Raw genomic sequence first — 14,532 nt, forward strand, 5'->3', positions numbered from 1 at the left:
AACACTCAAAAGCCCTCAGCGAGGGCTTTTTTTATGTCATCCCCTTGCGTGTACAGGGCTTGCTCAGGCGCGGGTATCGAGCAGGTTGCCCTTGCGATCCTCGGCCCCTGTCATGCCCGCCAGTTGCTTGCCAAGGGGGCTCTGCCGGTATTGCAGGTAGTCGCCGAGCTGCTGTTGCTGCTGGTGGCGTTCTTCCATCCGGTAGAGATCGACAGCCGTCGGGGTGCTTTGCTCATCGCTCTCCTGCCCACTGGCTTGCAGATAGCGATCCACGGCGGCCTTGTCCTGCTGCTGCTCTGTGTAGGAGACGGCCAGAGTGCGGCGGGTGGTCTCTTTCTCTTCCTGCGTCGCCACGTATTCATCTCTCTTGTCCAGCGCCTTGTCACGACCCTGGTTGAGCTGCTCCGGGGTCAGCTTGGAATAGGCGTTGCCATAACCGGGCAACGGCATGGGACGAGTGCTGATCTGCATGGGATACCTCTCTGCTAAACCTGGCTGCTTGAGCAATGGCCGCATGATACGAGCTTTCGCTTGTGCAAAAAAGCATCATCAGGTGTGCCGTCAAGAGTGGGTTCAGCTTCGAAAGCAGGTTGTGGACAAGGCAAGAAGTGAAAGCGCCGCCGGGGTGGTCCGGTCGGCAGCAGAGACGGTGAGGTCGGGCAGCTGAGATAGAAAAGGCGCCCGAGGGCGCCTTCTGTCACCGCGGGGGGATCAGTTGAAGAACCAGTAGCCGCGGTTGATCAGCCGGGTCAGCAGCTGGAGGAAGCCGGCCTGATCGGCCAGTTCCACCATGTCGGCCTGGGTGACCATGTCCTTGTCGCACAAGAGCGAAATGGCCGCCGCATCCTCGCTCGGCAGGGTCCAGGCTTCGCCGTCGATGTAGCAGGTCTGGCTTTCGCCACTGAACCAGACAGAGCGCAGGCCCGGTACCTTGATGGCGGGCTCGCCCTGGGTCAGCAGGTCGGCCACTTCCTCGGCGCTGTAGTCCGGCTCCATGGGACTCACGTCCAGATCGTGCTTGGCCTCGGAGATCATGGTGCCGAACCACTCCTTGAACAGGGTCTCGTCATCGAGTGCCTGCTGCATCAGCTCGCGCAGGCGGTGCAGCTCATGGGGCTGGATCTCGCCGTGGCGGGCACGTGGCTTGAGGTCGGCATCGCCGTAACGCTCGGTGCGGATCTCGTTGTCGATCAGGTGATCGGCAAAGGAGGAGATAAGCGCCTTGGCATCCGGCGCGCGAAAGCCCACCGAGAAGTTCAGGGAGGGCTCGATGGCGTAGCCCTCGTGGGGGAATCCAGGCGGAATGTAGAGGATGTCGCCCGGCTCCATGATGACGTCGATGATCGCCTCGAACGGCTCGCAGTGCAGCAGGGCCGCGTGAGCGGCAAACTCGTTCAAGGGCTTGGCATCGCCGACGCGCCAGTGGCGCTTGCCCTGGCCCTGGGTGATGAAAACGTCGTAGTTGTCGATGTGGGGACCGACCCCGCCGTGAGGGGTGGAGAAGCTCACCATCACGTCGTCAAAACGCCAGCCCGGGATGAACTGGAATGGCAGCGCCAGCTCGTTCACCTCGGGGGCCCAGTGGTTGCAGGCCTGCACCAGCACTGTCCAGTTCTCTTCGCCCAGGTGATCGTAGGATTCGAAGGGGCCGTGGGCCGCTTCCCACTTGTTGTTGAAGCGGGTTACCAGGCGCGATTCAATCACCTCTTCCATGGCCAGACCCGCCAGCTCGTCCGGGCTGATGGGATCCTGAAAGTCGGTGAAGCCGCCCTTGATGAGGAGCGGGCGCTTCTGCCAGTAGTGCTCGAGGAAGTGAGCGATATCCAGATTGAGTTGGTACATGGTCTTCTCGTGTCTCTGTGAGAGAGGTGTTGCCCAAGACGGGCTTGGGCAACGCCACTCATGGCCCTGCCTGGGCAGGGAAAACAACAGGGGGCCCTGTGGCTAGCGCCCAGGGCCCCCGATACTGTCTCGCCCGCTTATTTCAGCAGGTCGACCAGACGCTGGGCGTCACCGATATAGTTGGCCGGGGTCAGCTTCTTCAGCTCGACCTTGACGGCTTCCGGCAATTCCAGGGTGTCGATAAAGGTACGCATCCCTTCGGCATCGACGCGGCGGCCACGGGTCAGCTCTTTGAGCTTCTCGTAGGGCTTCTCGATGCCGTAGCGGCGCATCACGGTCTGGATCGGCTCGGCCAGCACTTCCCAGTTGGCATCCAGATCGGCGGCCATGGCATCGGCGTTGGCTTCCAGCTTGGAGATACCCTTCAGGGTCGCCTGATAGGCAATCAGGGAGTAACCCACTGCCACGCCCAGGTTGCGCAGCACGGTCGAGTCGGTCAGGTCACGCTGCCAGCGGGAGATGGGCAGTTTGCTCGCCAGGTGCTGGAACACGGCGTTGGCCAGACCCAAATTGCCTTCGGAGTTTTCGAAGTCGATGGGGTTGACCTTGTGCGGCATGGTGGAAGAGCCGATTTCACCGGCGATGGTGCGCTGCTTGAAGTGGCCCAGGGAGATGTAGCCCCACACGTCGCGATCGAAGTCGATCAGGATGGTGTTGAAGCGCGCCATGGCGTCGAACAGCTCGGCGATGTAGTCGTGCGGCTCGATCTGAGTGGTGTAGGGGTTCCAGGTCAGGCCCAGAGAAGTGACGAACTCCTCGGAGAACTGGTGCCAGTCAACTTCCGGATAGGCGCTGATGTGGGCGTTGTAGTTGCCCACGGCGCCGTTGATCTTGCCCAAGATCTCCACCGCCATGATCTGCTTGAGCTGGCGCTCCAGACGGTAGGCGACGTTGGCCATCTCCTTGCCCATGGTGCTCGGGGTGGCCGGTTGACCGTGGGTGCGCGACAGCAGCGGCATGTCGCGGTACTCGGCGGCCAGGCGCTTGATCTCGGCAATCAGCTTCTCGCAGTAGGGCTTGATGACTTCCTCGCGGGCGGTCTTCAGCATCAGGCCGTGGGAGTTGTTGTTGATGTCTTCGGAGGTGCAGGCGAAGTGGATGAATTCGCTGACGGCGGCTAGCTCCGGGTTCACTTCCACCTTCTCTTTCAGGAAGTACTCCACCGCTTTCACATCATGGTTGGTGGTGCGCTCGATCTGTTTGATGCGGGCGGCGTCGCTCTCGTTGAAGTTGCTGACGATGCCGTCGAGCAGGGCACTGGCAGCCGCGCTCAGGGCAGGGACTTCCGGGATCCCGGCGTGGCTGGCCAGTTTTTGCAACCAGCGCACCTCGACTTCGACGCGAAAACGCAGCAGACCGAATTCGGAGAAGATAGGGCGCAGGGCATCGGCCTTGTCGCCATAACGACCGTCAATCGGGGAAACAGCAGTCAGCGCGGACAGCTCCATGGGGTGAACTCCTGATGATTGGTGTGGGGGATTCGTATCCACTCGCGCGCGGGCCGGGGGCCATCAAGGCTGATGTGTGGCTGTTCACCTTGTCCTCCCCTGCCTTTGCACGAGCCAATGATTAGTAACGCTTTGCCAGTTCCACCATCTTCTTGCGGGCGAAGATGATCTGGGTACGGCTTCCGCCGAGCTGGCGCCACAGCACGCAGGCCCGGATGCCGGCCAGCAGCAGGGCGCGCACCTTGTGCTGCACCAGCGGCTGCTGCAGGAACAGCGGGGTACCCGCTACCTGGATGCGCGGGCCGATCGGGCTGATGAGATCGCTGTAGATGCTCGCCATGTTGGCCAGGATCTGCTCGTCGAGCAGGTCGAAGTGCTGTTGCTGGCGGCCGATCTGGCCGATCCGCTCACCCAGCATGTTGAGAATGTCCTTGCGCTTGGCCAGCTTGCGCTCCAGCGCAATCAGGCTCACCACGTAGCGGGTCAGCTCGGCATTCTTCTGGCTGCCGTCGGCGCCCAGCTGCTCGACCAGGGCGCGGTAGCCGTCGCGAATGGCCAGGTGGTTGCCGAACACGTCCAGCGGCTGCTTGGGGTCGGTGACCAGGATGCTGGAGAGGCTCTCGCGCAGGGAGGCCTCGTCACAGGTGCCGTCGCGGGCCACCTTCTGCACCAGGTAGGCGGCCTGGCAGATGCCGGCAAAGGCCATGGTTCTGTCTTGGAATTTGTCGCTCATATCTTCACAGCCCTGTTCTGTTCATTCACCGGCCGATGCCATGATCCGGCCTGTAAGTTGCCAATCATGTATCACTGCCTTGTGCTGTTTTTTCTTTGTCCCTTCTCCCGCGAGGAGAGAAGGGAGTAGAGCGCGGACGCTTGTGAGCGTCCAGCCCTTACACCGGATGGCTGAAACGCTGCTCTATAATGCCGCCGCCCAGACACACTTCCCCGTCGTAGAAGACGGCAGATTGACCCGGGGTCACCGCAGCCTGTTTCTCGTCGAAGATGACCCGGATGGTCTCATCGTCGATGGGCTGGATCAGGCAGGGGATATCTTCCTGCCGATAGCGGGTCTTGACGGTGCAACGGCGCGGTTCGCGAATGGGGGTGCGATCCACCCAGTGCAGCTGGCTCGCGATCAGGCCATCGGAGTAGAGGCGGGGATGCTCGCCCTGCGCCACTATCAGGGTGTTGCGCTCGACCTCTTTGTCGACCACGTACCAGGCCTCTTCGGTGGCATCTTTGCGCCCGCCGATGCCAAGCCCCTTGCGCTGGCCCAGGGTGTGATACATCAGCCCCTGGTGCTCGCCGATCACCTTGCCGTCCACGGTTTCGATGGGGCCGGGCTGGGCGGGCAGGAACTTGGCCAGGAAGTCCTTGAATTTGCGCTCACCGATGAAGCAGATGCCGGTGGAGTCTTTCTTCTTGGCGGTGATGAGATCCAGCTGCTCGGCGATGCGGCGAACCTCCGGCTTCTCGAGATCCCCGACCGGAAACAGGCTCTGACCCACCTGGGTTTCGCTCAGGGTGTAGAGGAAGTAGCTCTGATCCTTGTTGGTATCGAGGCCGCGCAGCAGGCGCGGGCGGCCGGTGCTGTCGTCACGGCGCACATAGTGGCCGGTGGCGATGTAGGTGGCCCCCAGCTCCTCGGCGGCAAACTCCAGGAACGCCTTGAACTTTATCTCCTTGTTGCACAGGATATCCGGGTTCGGCGTACGGCCGGCCTTGTACTCTTCGAGGAAGTGCTCGAACACGTTGTCCCAGTACTCGGCAGCGAAGTTGATGGTGTGGAGTTTCATCCCCAGCTTGTCGCAGACGGCCTTGGCATCAGCCAAATCCTGGGCGGCAGAGCAGTACTCGTCCGTGTCGTCTTCTTCCCAGTTCTTCATGAACAAGCCTTCGACCTGATAGCCCTGCTGCTGGAGCAGGTAGGCCGAGACGGAAGAATCCACGCCGCCGGACATGCCGACGATCACCTTGATTTGGCTGTTGTCTGTCATTAGTCGAAGTTACCAGTTCGTTTAAACGGGGCGTATTCTACCAGAATTTCGCGCCCCCGGTCACATATCCATGCCGCCGTTCCCATCAGGAACCCGGCAGCAGGAAATCGTTTTTCTTGTCTCGGCCTCACGGCGTCAAAAAGAGCCTCTAACGGCTCTTAGATAAAGGCCTTGAGGGCCGATAGCGGCAAGCGGGTACCCGCCAGATAATCCTGAATGCACTGCCACACCAGAGGGCTTCTCAGGGCCGCTTTGCACTCGGCAATCTCCTCCAGGGTGAGCCAGTGGCAGGCCAGCACGTCGCCGTCGGGATCCTCTGGATGGTGCTGACCCGGCGCCTTTTCAAGGTCGAAGATGACGGCGATGCGCACAAAGGTGGCCTCGCTGTCCGCCGGTTTGTAGAGATAGACCCCGAGCCAGGCGGTAGGAGCGGCGGTGAGCCCGGTCTCTTCTTTCAGCTCGCGGCAGGCCGCCTGGATGAGATCTTCCCCAGGCTCCACGTGGCCGGCGGGCTGGTTGAAGCGGCGCTGGCCTTTTATCTCCTCTTCCACCAGCAGGAAACGGCCCTGCCAGTGCACCAGGGCGGCCACGGTAAGGCGGGCGGGCAGGGGGGGATGATCGCTCATTGGGACTCCTTGTCTTGTGTATTGTGCCTTGCTGTGGCACTCGATCAGGTTGCGCCATCTATGTTGCGGCACGCTGGCCAAATGGCTTCCTCGTGTTATTCCGATGGCTTGCTGCGGGCCGGGCGGCGCGCGGTGCCACGCCCGCCGCTGCGATTGGCCGGGCGGGTGCTCGCTTCGCGGCTGTCCCGCTCCTGGTGTTGGGCGTGACGGGCCGGCCGGGCCTTGCCGTGCACAGCCGATTGCCGCGGTGCCGCTGCCAACTCGGGAGCGGGCAGGGCGCGGCTCTCCCCCGGTGCCAGACCATCGAGGGTCCACTCCCCGATGGCGTAGCGGACAAGGCGCAAGGTGGGGTGACCGATATGGGCGGTCATCCGCCGTACCTGGCGGTTGCGCCCCTCGACAATCTTGATCTCCAGCCAGCAGGTGGGGATCTCCTTGCGTATCCGTATGGGCGGATTGCGCGGCCACACCGCAGGTTCATCCATGATGCGCGCCCCGGCGGGCAGGGTCATGCCGTCGTTGAGCTCCACCCCGGCGCGCAGGGCGGCCAGTTTCTCCTCGCTCGGGATGCCTTCCACCTGCACCCAGTAGGTCTTGGGGGTCTTCTCCCCCGGCTGGGTGAGGCGCGCCTGCAGCTTGCCATCGTTGGTGAGCAGCAAGAGCCCCTCGCTGTCACGGTCGAGCCGGCCCGCGGCATAGATGCCGGGCTCGGTGATGTAATCCTTGAGGGTCTCGCGACCCGCCTCGTCGGTGAACTGACAGAGCACCATGTAGGGCTTGTTCAAGAGCAGCAGCTTGCGATCGGCAGGCGCCGGTGCCGGTTTGCGCTCGCCCTCCTTGTCTCTCATGGCGTGTTGCGCCTCCCTGCGCTGGGATGGGCGCGTCGTGGCGGGCCCTTTGGCCTTGTGCTCGGTGTCAGGGCGGGCGGAGAGGGAGAGACGGGGACGGGCTGATTTCATCGCATGCATACCAAAAACAGAGGAAGGGCGAGTGTACCACAGGGGGCTGTCACGGGCATGAACGACGGGGACGGGAGGCTAGCCGCTTAGCCGAGCAGGCCGTCGATGACAATGGCCTGACGGGCGGGGGCGGAGCCTGCGTGCAGCAGCGCCGTGCCCACCTGCTCGTCTATCAATGCGCGGGCCAGCCGGGTGAGGGGGCGCAACTGCTCGGGGGCAAGACCGGCGGGTACTGCCAGCAAAATCAGGGTCTGCACCGGTCCGAGCGCGGAGCCCCACTCGATGGGTTCGCTGCTGCTGAGCAGCGAGAGCGCGGGGCGGCGGATGGCGGGGCAGATGACGTGGGGCATGGCGAGGCCGGGCCGGATGATGGTGGCGGCCAGCTGCTCACGCGCGGCGATGGCCTGCTCCAGCATGGGCCTGTCGCTTATCAGCGCGGCGGGCAGCAGATCCACCAGCACCGCCAGTGCCTGGGTCTTGTCGAGGGGAGCCGTGGCATGGCCGAGCTGGGCCAGGGTGAAGCAATAGTCGGGCAGCACCTGAGCGAGGCGCTGCTCGGCCAGGGCGGCGCTGCCCGGGCGCCCCAGCGGCTGGCCCAGCTCCACGCACCAGCAGGTGAAGGCCATGTGGGCGAGCTCGGCATCCAGCCCCTCGATCAGCAGCAGACAGAGATCGCCGGGCTGGGTAGCCAGGGTGAGCAGGGAGAGCTGGTTGGTCGCCTCTACCGCCTGGCGGCGGGTGACGTTGATGAACTGGATATGGGACTTGAACAGCCCGGCCAGCCGGCTCAGCTGCTTGGCCTGGGTGATGGTGAGCCCCAGCCGGCAGTGAAAGGAGATCTCGCGGATCAGCATTCAGACGCCGGGGGCGGCGGTCTTGAGCACGGCTACCGCATCGAGCAGCACTGCCTCCAGCGCCACCTGGTGAATGGGACAGCCGAGGAAGCGATCTTTTTGCTCAATCTCGATATCGGAGGCGATCAGCACCAGATCGGCGCCGGCGATGTCGCGGGCGGTGAGGATGTTCTCCAGCCCCATGGCCCCCTGGGTTTCGACCTTGATCTTGAGCCCCAGCTTGTCGGCGGCTTTTTGCAGCGCCTCGGCGGCCATGTAGGTGTGAGCGATGCCGGTGGGGCAGGCGGTGACGGCGAGGATCTTCATGGGCTCTCACGGCAAATTCGGGTGGGGCAACAAGATAGCGCCAAGGGGCGGCCTTGCCAAAGGGGTGGAGGCAAAAATGGGATCCCGACTGCGCTCTGGTGACGTGGTGGGCAAGGGACGGGGGTATTTATGGCCCCAAAAGGGACAAGTGGGGAAAAGAGGGGAGAAAAAAACGGCCCGCCAGAGGGCGGGCCGAATACACACTACGGAGTGAAACCTTAAGACCGGGCAATCAGTGCCCAGTAATCCGGGGCTCAGGCGGACTGGGTCGCCAGGGTAGCTGCTTTCAGTTCGCGCTGGTTCAGACGGACTGGGTCGCCAAAGTGGCAGCTTTCAGCTCCCGCTTGATACGGCGGATCTTGCGCTCTTCGGCGACCGCGACGCAGGCCATCAGCACCAGACAGGCGGCGGCTGCCATATCCAGCGCCGCGAAGGTGCCGGTCCAGCCGGTCAGGCCGAAGATGGGGGTGCCGTCTGCAATCATGCCCAGACCCAGTTTGGCGAAGCTGTCACCGATGAGGTAGGCGAAGGTGCCCTTGACGCCATCGGCCACGCTGATGCCCTGCTTGGGTACGAAGCCCACGGCGGCCACGCCGATCAGCAGCTGCGGACCGAACACCAGGAAGCCCAGCAGGAACAGAGAGCCCAGGAACATGAACTGGGTGGTGGCGTGCTGGTAGAGCCCCAGGGTGGCGATGATCAGTGCCAGCGCCACGCAGGCCACCAGACCACGGCGACCGTTGGCCAGATCGGAGAGGTAACCCCACATCAGGGTACCGACCAGGGCGCCCACCTCGAAGAAGGTAAAGCCCTGAATGGCTACGTCTTTGGAGAAGCCCAGCTCCTGGTGGGCGTAGACGGTGGACCACTGGTCGATACCGATACGCACCACGTAGAGGAAGATGTTGGCAAAGCAGAGCAGCCAGATCACCTTGTTGAGCAGCACGTACTTGACGAAGATCTGCCACTTGGTCAGCTTTTGCTCCTCGGTGGCGACGTCTTCTTCGCTGGCCACTTCGTCAAACAGCTCTTCCACCTTGCCAAGGCCATAGGCTTCCGGCGAGTCGCTACCAAAGCGCAGGCCGATAAAGCCGACGATCAGCGCGATGATGGAGGGGAAGATGAACATGCCGAGCACGTTGCCATCGAACAGGTAGTTGGCACCGAACAGCGCCACACCGGCCGCACCGGCCCCGCCCACGTTGTGGGAGAGGTTCCACATGCCGAGGTAGGTGCCGCGCTTGTTGCGGGGTGTCCACTTGGTGATGGTGGAGTAGCTGCAGGAGCCGCCGCAGCTCTGGAAGAAACCGCTGGCCGCGTAGAAGAAGATCATCAGGTAGAGGCTGAAACCGGTACCGCCCATGCTGGCACTGAAGCCCAGCATGCAGAGGGAGGAGAGGATCAGCATCAGCGGCAGGAACTGCTTGGTGTTCTTGCCGTCGGCATAGTAGGAGACGATGGTCTTGCCCACCCCGTAGGTGATGGAGAAGCCAAGGCCGATCATGCCGAGCTCGGTCATGGAGAGACCGTACTCCTGGATCATGTCGTTCTGCGCAATGTTGAAGTTCTTGCGGATCAGATACATGGTCAGGTAACCGATGAACACAACCAGATAGGATTGCATAAACGGTTTGAACCAGAGCTTGCGCCGGGCTTCGACCGGCAGGTTCAGGGTGGGGACCCGGACCTGTTCGAGCAGTTTAAACATCTTCGTTCATCCTCTGCGAGATAGACGCTGTTTCCGCCGCGTTCCACCCTTTTTGATTGGAGTTGGAGGTCACGCCACGGAAAGAACAACAGGAAGCGGGCGCGGTGCGCGGCGAGCCCCTGTCGATTGAACCCATGCCCGTCCCTTGCGCCATGGCGCGGGTCGGGTAACCACATCAGGTAGCGTGACTTTAATGAGGCGCGCTGCAAATGGCGTGAGAGCCATCCCTAGGGGGGGTAGGAAAATTTCCTAGTTTGGCGGGATCCGGCCGCGAAGCGTGAAGAGGATCACAAGCCGGCGTCGTGCGGCAGAGGTGAACGGGCTCTCTCGAACCCGACAAAAGAGGAGGCCACCCGCAGGTGGCCTCGTTTGGTTTGGTCGCCCCCAGCAAGGGGCGGCTTGGTTGGACGGGGATCAGGCGGCCTTGGCCAGCGTCACCTCGTCACTCTTCTTGACCCGCAGTTTTTTCAGGGCAACCGCCACCACACCGGTGACGATGGCGCCGCAGATCATGCAGAGCAGGGCCAGCAGCGGCTTGTTGACTGCACCCAGCAGGGCCACGATGGGGCCACCGTGGGCGACGCTGTTGGTGATGCCAAACAGGAAGGCCATCACGGCGGCGGTCATGCTGCCCAGCACGTTGGCTGGAATGACGGCGAGCGGATCACGGGCGGCAAACGGAATCGCCCCCTCGGAGATCCCCACCAGACCCATGGCACCGGCAGCCTTGCCCGCTTCAATTTCGGTGGCGTCGAAGATGCCGAGCTTGCGACCGAGCACGGTGGCCAGCGACATGCCAAGGGGGGCGGCCGGAATGGCGCAGGCCATGGCACCCATGAACTGGGTCTGGCCGGAGGCGATCATGCCCACCGAGAACAGGAAGGCCACCTTGTTGACCGGGCCACCCATATCAAAGCCGGCCATGCCCCCCAGCACGATCCCCAGCAGCACCAGGCTGCCACCGCTCATGGAGAGCAGCATGGCGTTCAGACCCGTCATCATGTCGGCGATGGGGGCACCGATGATGAAGATGAAGACCGCGGCGATAAAGAGCGACCCGACGATGGGGGCGATCAGGATCGGCACCAGCGGCTGCACCATCTTGTGGTAGTGGCGGGTCGCAATCCAGCGCACCAGATAACCGACCAGGAGGCCTGCGATGATGGCACCGATAAAGCCGGTACCGGCATCGGCGCCGTAGAAGCTGCCGTTGTTGGCGATCCAGCCGCCGATAAAGCCCGGTGCCAGCGCGGGTCTGTCACCGATGGCGTAGGCAATGTAGCCCGCCAGAATGGGGATCATCAGGGTGAAGGCGGCGACGCCCACGTTGAGGATCTGGTTCCACATGCTCCCTGCCGGGATCTGCATGCCGCTCGGGGTCGGATCGCCGCCGATGGCCAGTGCCAGGGCGATCAGCAGACCCCCCGTGACCACAAACGGGATCATGTGGGAGACGCCGTTCATCAGGTAGCGGTAGAGATCCGAGCTGCCGCCTGAGCTCTTCTCCTCGCTCTTGCGCTCATCCTTGTCCGCCACATAGGCGGGGGCCTTCAGCGCCTGCTCAATCAGCCCCTTGCCATCCTTGATGGGGGCCTTCACGCCGGTCTTGATGAGCGGCTTGCCGTTGAAGCGGGCCATGTCCACCTGCTTGTCGCAGGCCACCACGATGGCGCTGGCACGGGCGATCTCGGCCGCAGTCGGGCTGTTCTTGACGCCGATGGAGCCGTTGGTCTCCACCTTCACCTCAAAGCCCAGCTCTTTGGCGGCGCGCTCCAGGGATTCCGCCGCCAGATAGGTGTGGGCGATGCCGGCCGGGCAGCCGGTGACGCCGATGATCAGCCCCTTGTCGGCGGCGGGCGCCGGGGCTGTTTCTTCTTTCTTCTCGAGCAGCAGGGCCAGCGCATCGGCTTGGGTCTTGGCTGCCAGCAGGGCATCGATAAAGCCCTCTTCAATCAGCTTGGCGGAGAGCTCGGCCAGCACCTCGATATGGTGGTTGGCGCCACCGGCCGGGGAGGCAATCATGAAAAACAGCCGGGAGGGCTTGCCATCCTCGGCGCCGTACTCGATACCGGCGCGGCTGATGCCGATGGCCACCGCCGGGGTGCTCACTGCCGCACTCTTGGCGTGGGGCAGGGCGACGCCCTCTTCAAAGCCGGTGTTGTCCAGCTCTTCCCGGGCCCACAAGTCCTTGATGAACTGCTGCTCGTCGCTGACCTTGCCTTGCGCCGCGAGCAGACGGGTCATCTCGGTGAAGACCTCCTCCTTGCGCGTGGCCTTTAAATCGAGCGCGATCAGCTGCTCGTTGATAAGGGTGGTGATCATGGCGTTCTCCCTGCTCCTGGCCGGAGCCTGTTGGCATCTTTTCCTGGGCTAGCGCCCAGGAGATGCAGACAAAAGTGACCCCACTATTATCCCGCCCGCAGGGCAGCGCACCTATCGGACAAAACTGCGAAATACTGGATTTTTGTGCGACATCACCCCGAGTGTGACCCCGATCGCACAGCAGACCAGCTGACAAAATGGGTCTTGATTGAATCACTAATTGCTTTTTTATAGTTAAAAATCAATCAATTGAAAGTGTATGTGCCGATGTGCAGCTGCCATTGAGCCAGCCCTCATCTTGGCTAAGGGAGCTACATTGCTAGAAATTTGTGAGGTAATGAGAGGCTCCTGGATGTGAGCCAAAGCACATAAATGGCGGTAATCAGGGGAAGAGGAGGGGTGGCAAGGTGGAGAAACGTCGTGAGCCATCGGGTGGCTGCCATGTGGATGGTGGCTGAGAGTGGATTAAAAGTAGGTTGGCGGTTCGCCGACATAGCGTGGCCGCCTATGAGAGAAATGCATGCAATCACCCCCCGGAATGCGCCTATACCCCAGCCTCTCGTAGAAGTGATGGTCGATATCTGCATGGAGGAAGGTGGCGATGGCATCGGGACTATCCAGCAGCATGCCTGTCACCCCACGCAGTAGATGGGCGCCAAATCCTTGCCCCCTCATCGCAGGTGTCGTTGCCAGTGAACCTATGCCAAAACAGCCCTGGCCAAGGCCAAATCGGTCCCGATAGACGATAAGGGAAGAGACAGGCTGATTGTCCACAATCAGGACATACCACACACCGGAGCGGTATTTTTGACTGGCGTGGCAGCTCGCCAGATATTCAGTCGGTGACAGTCCTTCGCCCCAAGCATCAAAGCCCATCCAGAAGATGGCATTCAGTTCATCTGGGCTGGCTTTTCTTGTCTGCATCCTGCATTCATTCCTTTACCAGTGTCATGGTGCTCGATATGGCTCTCGTTGCTTTCGATGAGATGTGGCGACGCTGAATTGATCCCCCCACCATTTATCCCCAGAGCGCTACAGGCTGCTGAGGGTGGGGATAGCCTAGCCCAGTTCAAGGTAGAGCCGCAGCATATCCTTGTGCTGGATGCCGTGCTCCATCAGGGGCTCCGGGTAGTGGATAAGGAAGTGATCCTTGATGACGGCATCGATGCGAAAGCCGTGGCGCTGGTAATAGGTGAGCTGGTGGCCGAAGCTGCCGGTGCCGAGTTCGACGCGGTGTACCCCTTTCCCGGCCAGGCTGGTCAGCACGAAGCGCAGCAGGCCGGAGCCGATGCCTTGCTGCTGGCGATTGGGGGCAACGGCGATATTGAAGATCTCGGCCGTTTGCTCCCCCACCAGACCCGCCACACAAGCGCCCACTACCTCGTCGCCCGCCAGGGCGGCAAAGCCACAGGCGCCGGGCAGATAGGTGGCAATACGCTGTTCTGCGGGATCGGCCTCCAGCAGCAGCGCCAGCGGCAGTTGACCGGGGGTCATTTCGACAAACTTCATCTTTATTTCTCTTTTATCTCGCTCTGACTGTCCGGAGGCGCCGTCTTCTGGGCCTCAATACTCCAGAAACTTCTCGCCGCAGCGCTCGCAGATCAGGTGCTTTACATGGGTGGCCTGATAAGCGAGGGTCTGGCCGAATACCGCGTTGGTCAGGCTGCTGGAGCGAAAGGCTTGCCAGAAGGCTTTGCGCGGATCCTTGGGCATGATGTCCTGGCTGTGATCCCGTGGCACCAGCACTACGATATGGCGGGTGCGCTCCCGGCATTTGTCACAGCGATGGATTTCGCTTGGTGGCTCGCTTTGGGGTTGGGCGGTGCACTCTGTTGTCATGATGATGACCTGTTATGGATGGCGCGCCCATCATAGTCTTCTTCAGTTGGCTCTCAATCCCCCATGCTGGGGGCGTGTGCTGGTTGCGAGCGGGATCACTTTTTGGGGTGCGTAACGGGCTTGGTTGCGATGGTGTTTTTTACGATGCCCTCGGGGGAGGGAATACCCATGCTGGCCAATACCCGGGCGGCGTTCTCTTCACACGGCATCTCGTCGGGTTTGGACTCCACCAGCCGGATCAGGGCCTGCAATTGCTGCTTGCTGTGGGCAAGTCTTGCCTCCAGCGCTTCTATGTCGCTCACCTTGGCCTCGAGCGCCGCCAGTAGCGGGGCGTGTTGCCAAGAACTGATATCTGCGGGCACCAACTGCTTGATCTCGTCGAGGGAGAAGCCCGCCTGTTGCGCCTGGCCGATGATGGTCAGCAAGGGTACCGTCTCGGGCGGGTAGTCGCGATAGCCATTGGCACCCCGCCGTACCTTGCTGAGCAGGCCTCTGGCTTCGTAGAAGCGGATGGCCGAGGCCGCCATGCCGGTCTGTTTGGCCAGTTCACCGATCTTCATCTTGCCTCCTG

15 protein-coding genes are annotated in these 14,532 nt (G+C 62.1%); all 15 read right to left on the bottom strand.

Annotation, left to right across the window (positions count from 1 at the left end; genetic code table 11):
• Nucleotides 1-63: 63 nt before the first annotated feature.
• Entirely contained in the window at nt 64-471 is a 408-nt protein-coding gene (locus AB5Y94_RS03220) for a hypothetical protein (RefSeq protein ID WP_368204808.1), read from the bottom strand.
• Nucleotides 472-711: 240 nt separating this feature from the next.
• Entirely contained in the window at nt 712-1,842 is a 1,131-nt protein-coding gene (locus AB5Y94_RS03225; protein WP_267999720.1) for a cupin domain-containing protein, read from the bottom strand.
• 137 nt (nt 1,843-1,979) lie between these two features.
• Nucleotides 1,980-3,350, bottom strand: a complete 1,371-nt coding sequence (gene purB / locus AB5Y94_RS03230) for an adenylosuccinate lyase (RefSeq protein ID WP_010634594.1) — start codon at nt 3,348-3,350, stop codon at nt 1,980-1,982.
• Between the two features lie 121 nt (nt 3,351-3,471).
• The gene (gene hflD, locus AB5Y94_RS03235) at nt 3,472-4,083 is read right to left on the bottom strand and encodes a high frequency lysogenization protein HflD (protein WP_005298892.1); all 612 of its coding nucleotides are present in this window, start codon (nt 4,081-4,083) and stop codon (nt 3,472-3,474) included.
• A 157-nt stretch (nt 4,084-4,240) separates the two neighbouring features.
• Complete coding sequence (gene mnmA, locus AB5Y94_RS03240; protein ID WP_010634593.1) at nt 4,241-5,347, bottom strand: tRNA 2-thiouridine(34) synthase MnmA; 1,107 nt, start codon at nt 5,345-5,347, stop codon at nt 4,241-4,243.
• A 158-nt stretch (nt 5,348-5,505) separates the two neighbouring features.
• Nucleotides 5,506-5,973, bottom strand: a complete 468-nt coding sequence (locus AB5Y94_RS03245; protein WP_195878233.1) for an NUDIX hydrolase — start codon at nt 5,971-5,973, stop codon at nt 5,506-5,508.
• 95 nt (nt 5,974-6,068) lie between these two features.
• A complete protein-coding gene (locus tag AB5Y94_RS03250; protein ID WP_368204811.1) occupies nt 6,069-6,941 on the bottom strand; it encodes a pseudouridine synthase in 873 nt (290 codons plus the stop codon).
• A 77-nt stretch (nt 6,942-7,018) separates the two neighbouring features.
• A complete protein-coding gene (locus tag AB5Y94_RS03255) occupies nt 7,019-7,786 on the bottom strand; it encodes a PTS sugar transporter subunit IIA (protein ID WP_368204814.1) in 768 nt (255 codons plus the stop codon).
• Nucleotides 7,787-8,092 (bottom strand): PTS fructose transporter subunit IIB, encoded by a 306-nt coding sequence (locus AB5Y94_RS03260; protein ID WP_017409976.1) that lies wholly within the window; start codon nt 8,090-8,092, stop codon nt 7,787-7,789. It abuts the gene before it with no gap.
• 301 nt (nt 8,093-8,393) lie between these two features.
• The gene (uhpT, locus tag AB5Y94_RS03265; protein ID WP_017780840.1) at nt 8,394-9,800 is read right to left on the bottom strand and encodes a hexose-6-phosphate:phosphate antiporter; all 1,407 of its coding nucleotides are present in this window, start codon (nt 9,798-9,800) and stop codon (nt 8,394-8,396) included.
• Nucleotides 9,801-10,214: 414 nt separating this feature from the next.
• Nucleotides 10,215-12,122 (bottom strand): fructose-specific PTS transporter subunit EIIC, encoded by a 1,908-nt coding sequence (locus tag AB5Y94_RS03270; RefSeq protein ID WP_368204816.1) that lies wholly within the window; start codon nt 12,120-12,122, stop codon nt 10,215-10,217.
• Nucleotides 12,123-12,587: 465 nt separating this feature from the next.
• Complete coding sequence (locus AB5Y94_RS03275; RefSeq protein ID WP_368204817.1) at nt 12,588-13,046, bottom strand: GNAT family N-acetyltransferase; 459 nt, start codon at nt 13,044-13,046, stop codon at nt 12,588-12,590.
• A gap of 135 nt (nt 13,047-13,181) precedes the next feature.
• Entirely contained in the window at nt 13,182-13,631 is a 450-nt protein-coding gene (locus tag AB5Y94_RS03280; protein ID WP_368204820.1) for a GNAT family N-acetyltransferase, read from the bottom strand.
• Nucleotides 13,632-13,685: 54 nt separating this feature from the next.
• Nucleotides 13,686-13,961, bottom strand: a complete 276-nt coding sequence (locus AB5Y94_RS03285) for a hypothetical protein (protein ID WP_017781171.1) — start codon at nt 13,959-13,961, stop codon at nt 13,686-13,688.
• Between the two features lie 95 nt (nt 13,962-14,056).
• Nucleotides 14,057-14,521, bottom strand: coding sequence for a MerR family transcriptional regulator (locus AB5Y94_RS03290; RefSeq protein WP_368204823.1), 465 nt, complete (start codon nt 14,519-14,521; stop codon nt 14,057-14,059).
• Nucleotides 14,522-14,532: the final 11 nt, after the last annotated feature.

The organism is Aeromonas sp. s5 (assembly GCF_040907865.1).
Lineage (GTDB): Bacteria > Pseudomonadota > Gammaproteobacteria > Enterobacterales > Aeromonadaceae > Aeromonas > Aeromonas dhakensis.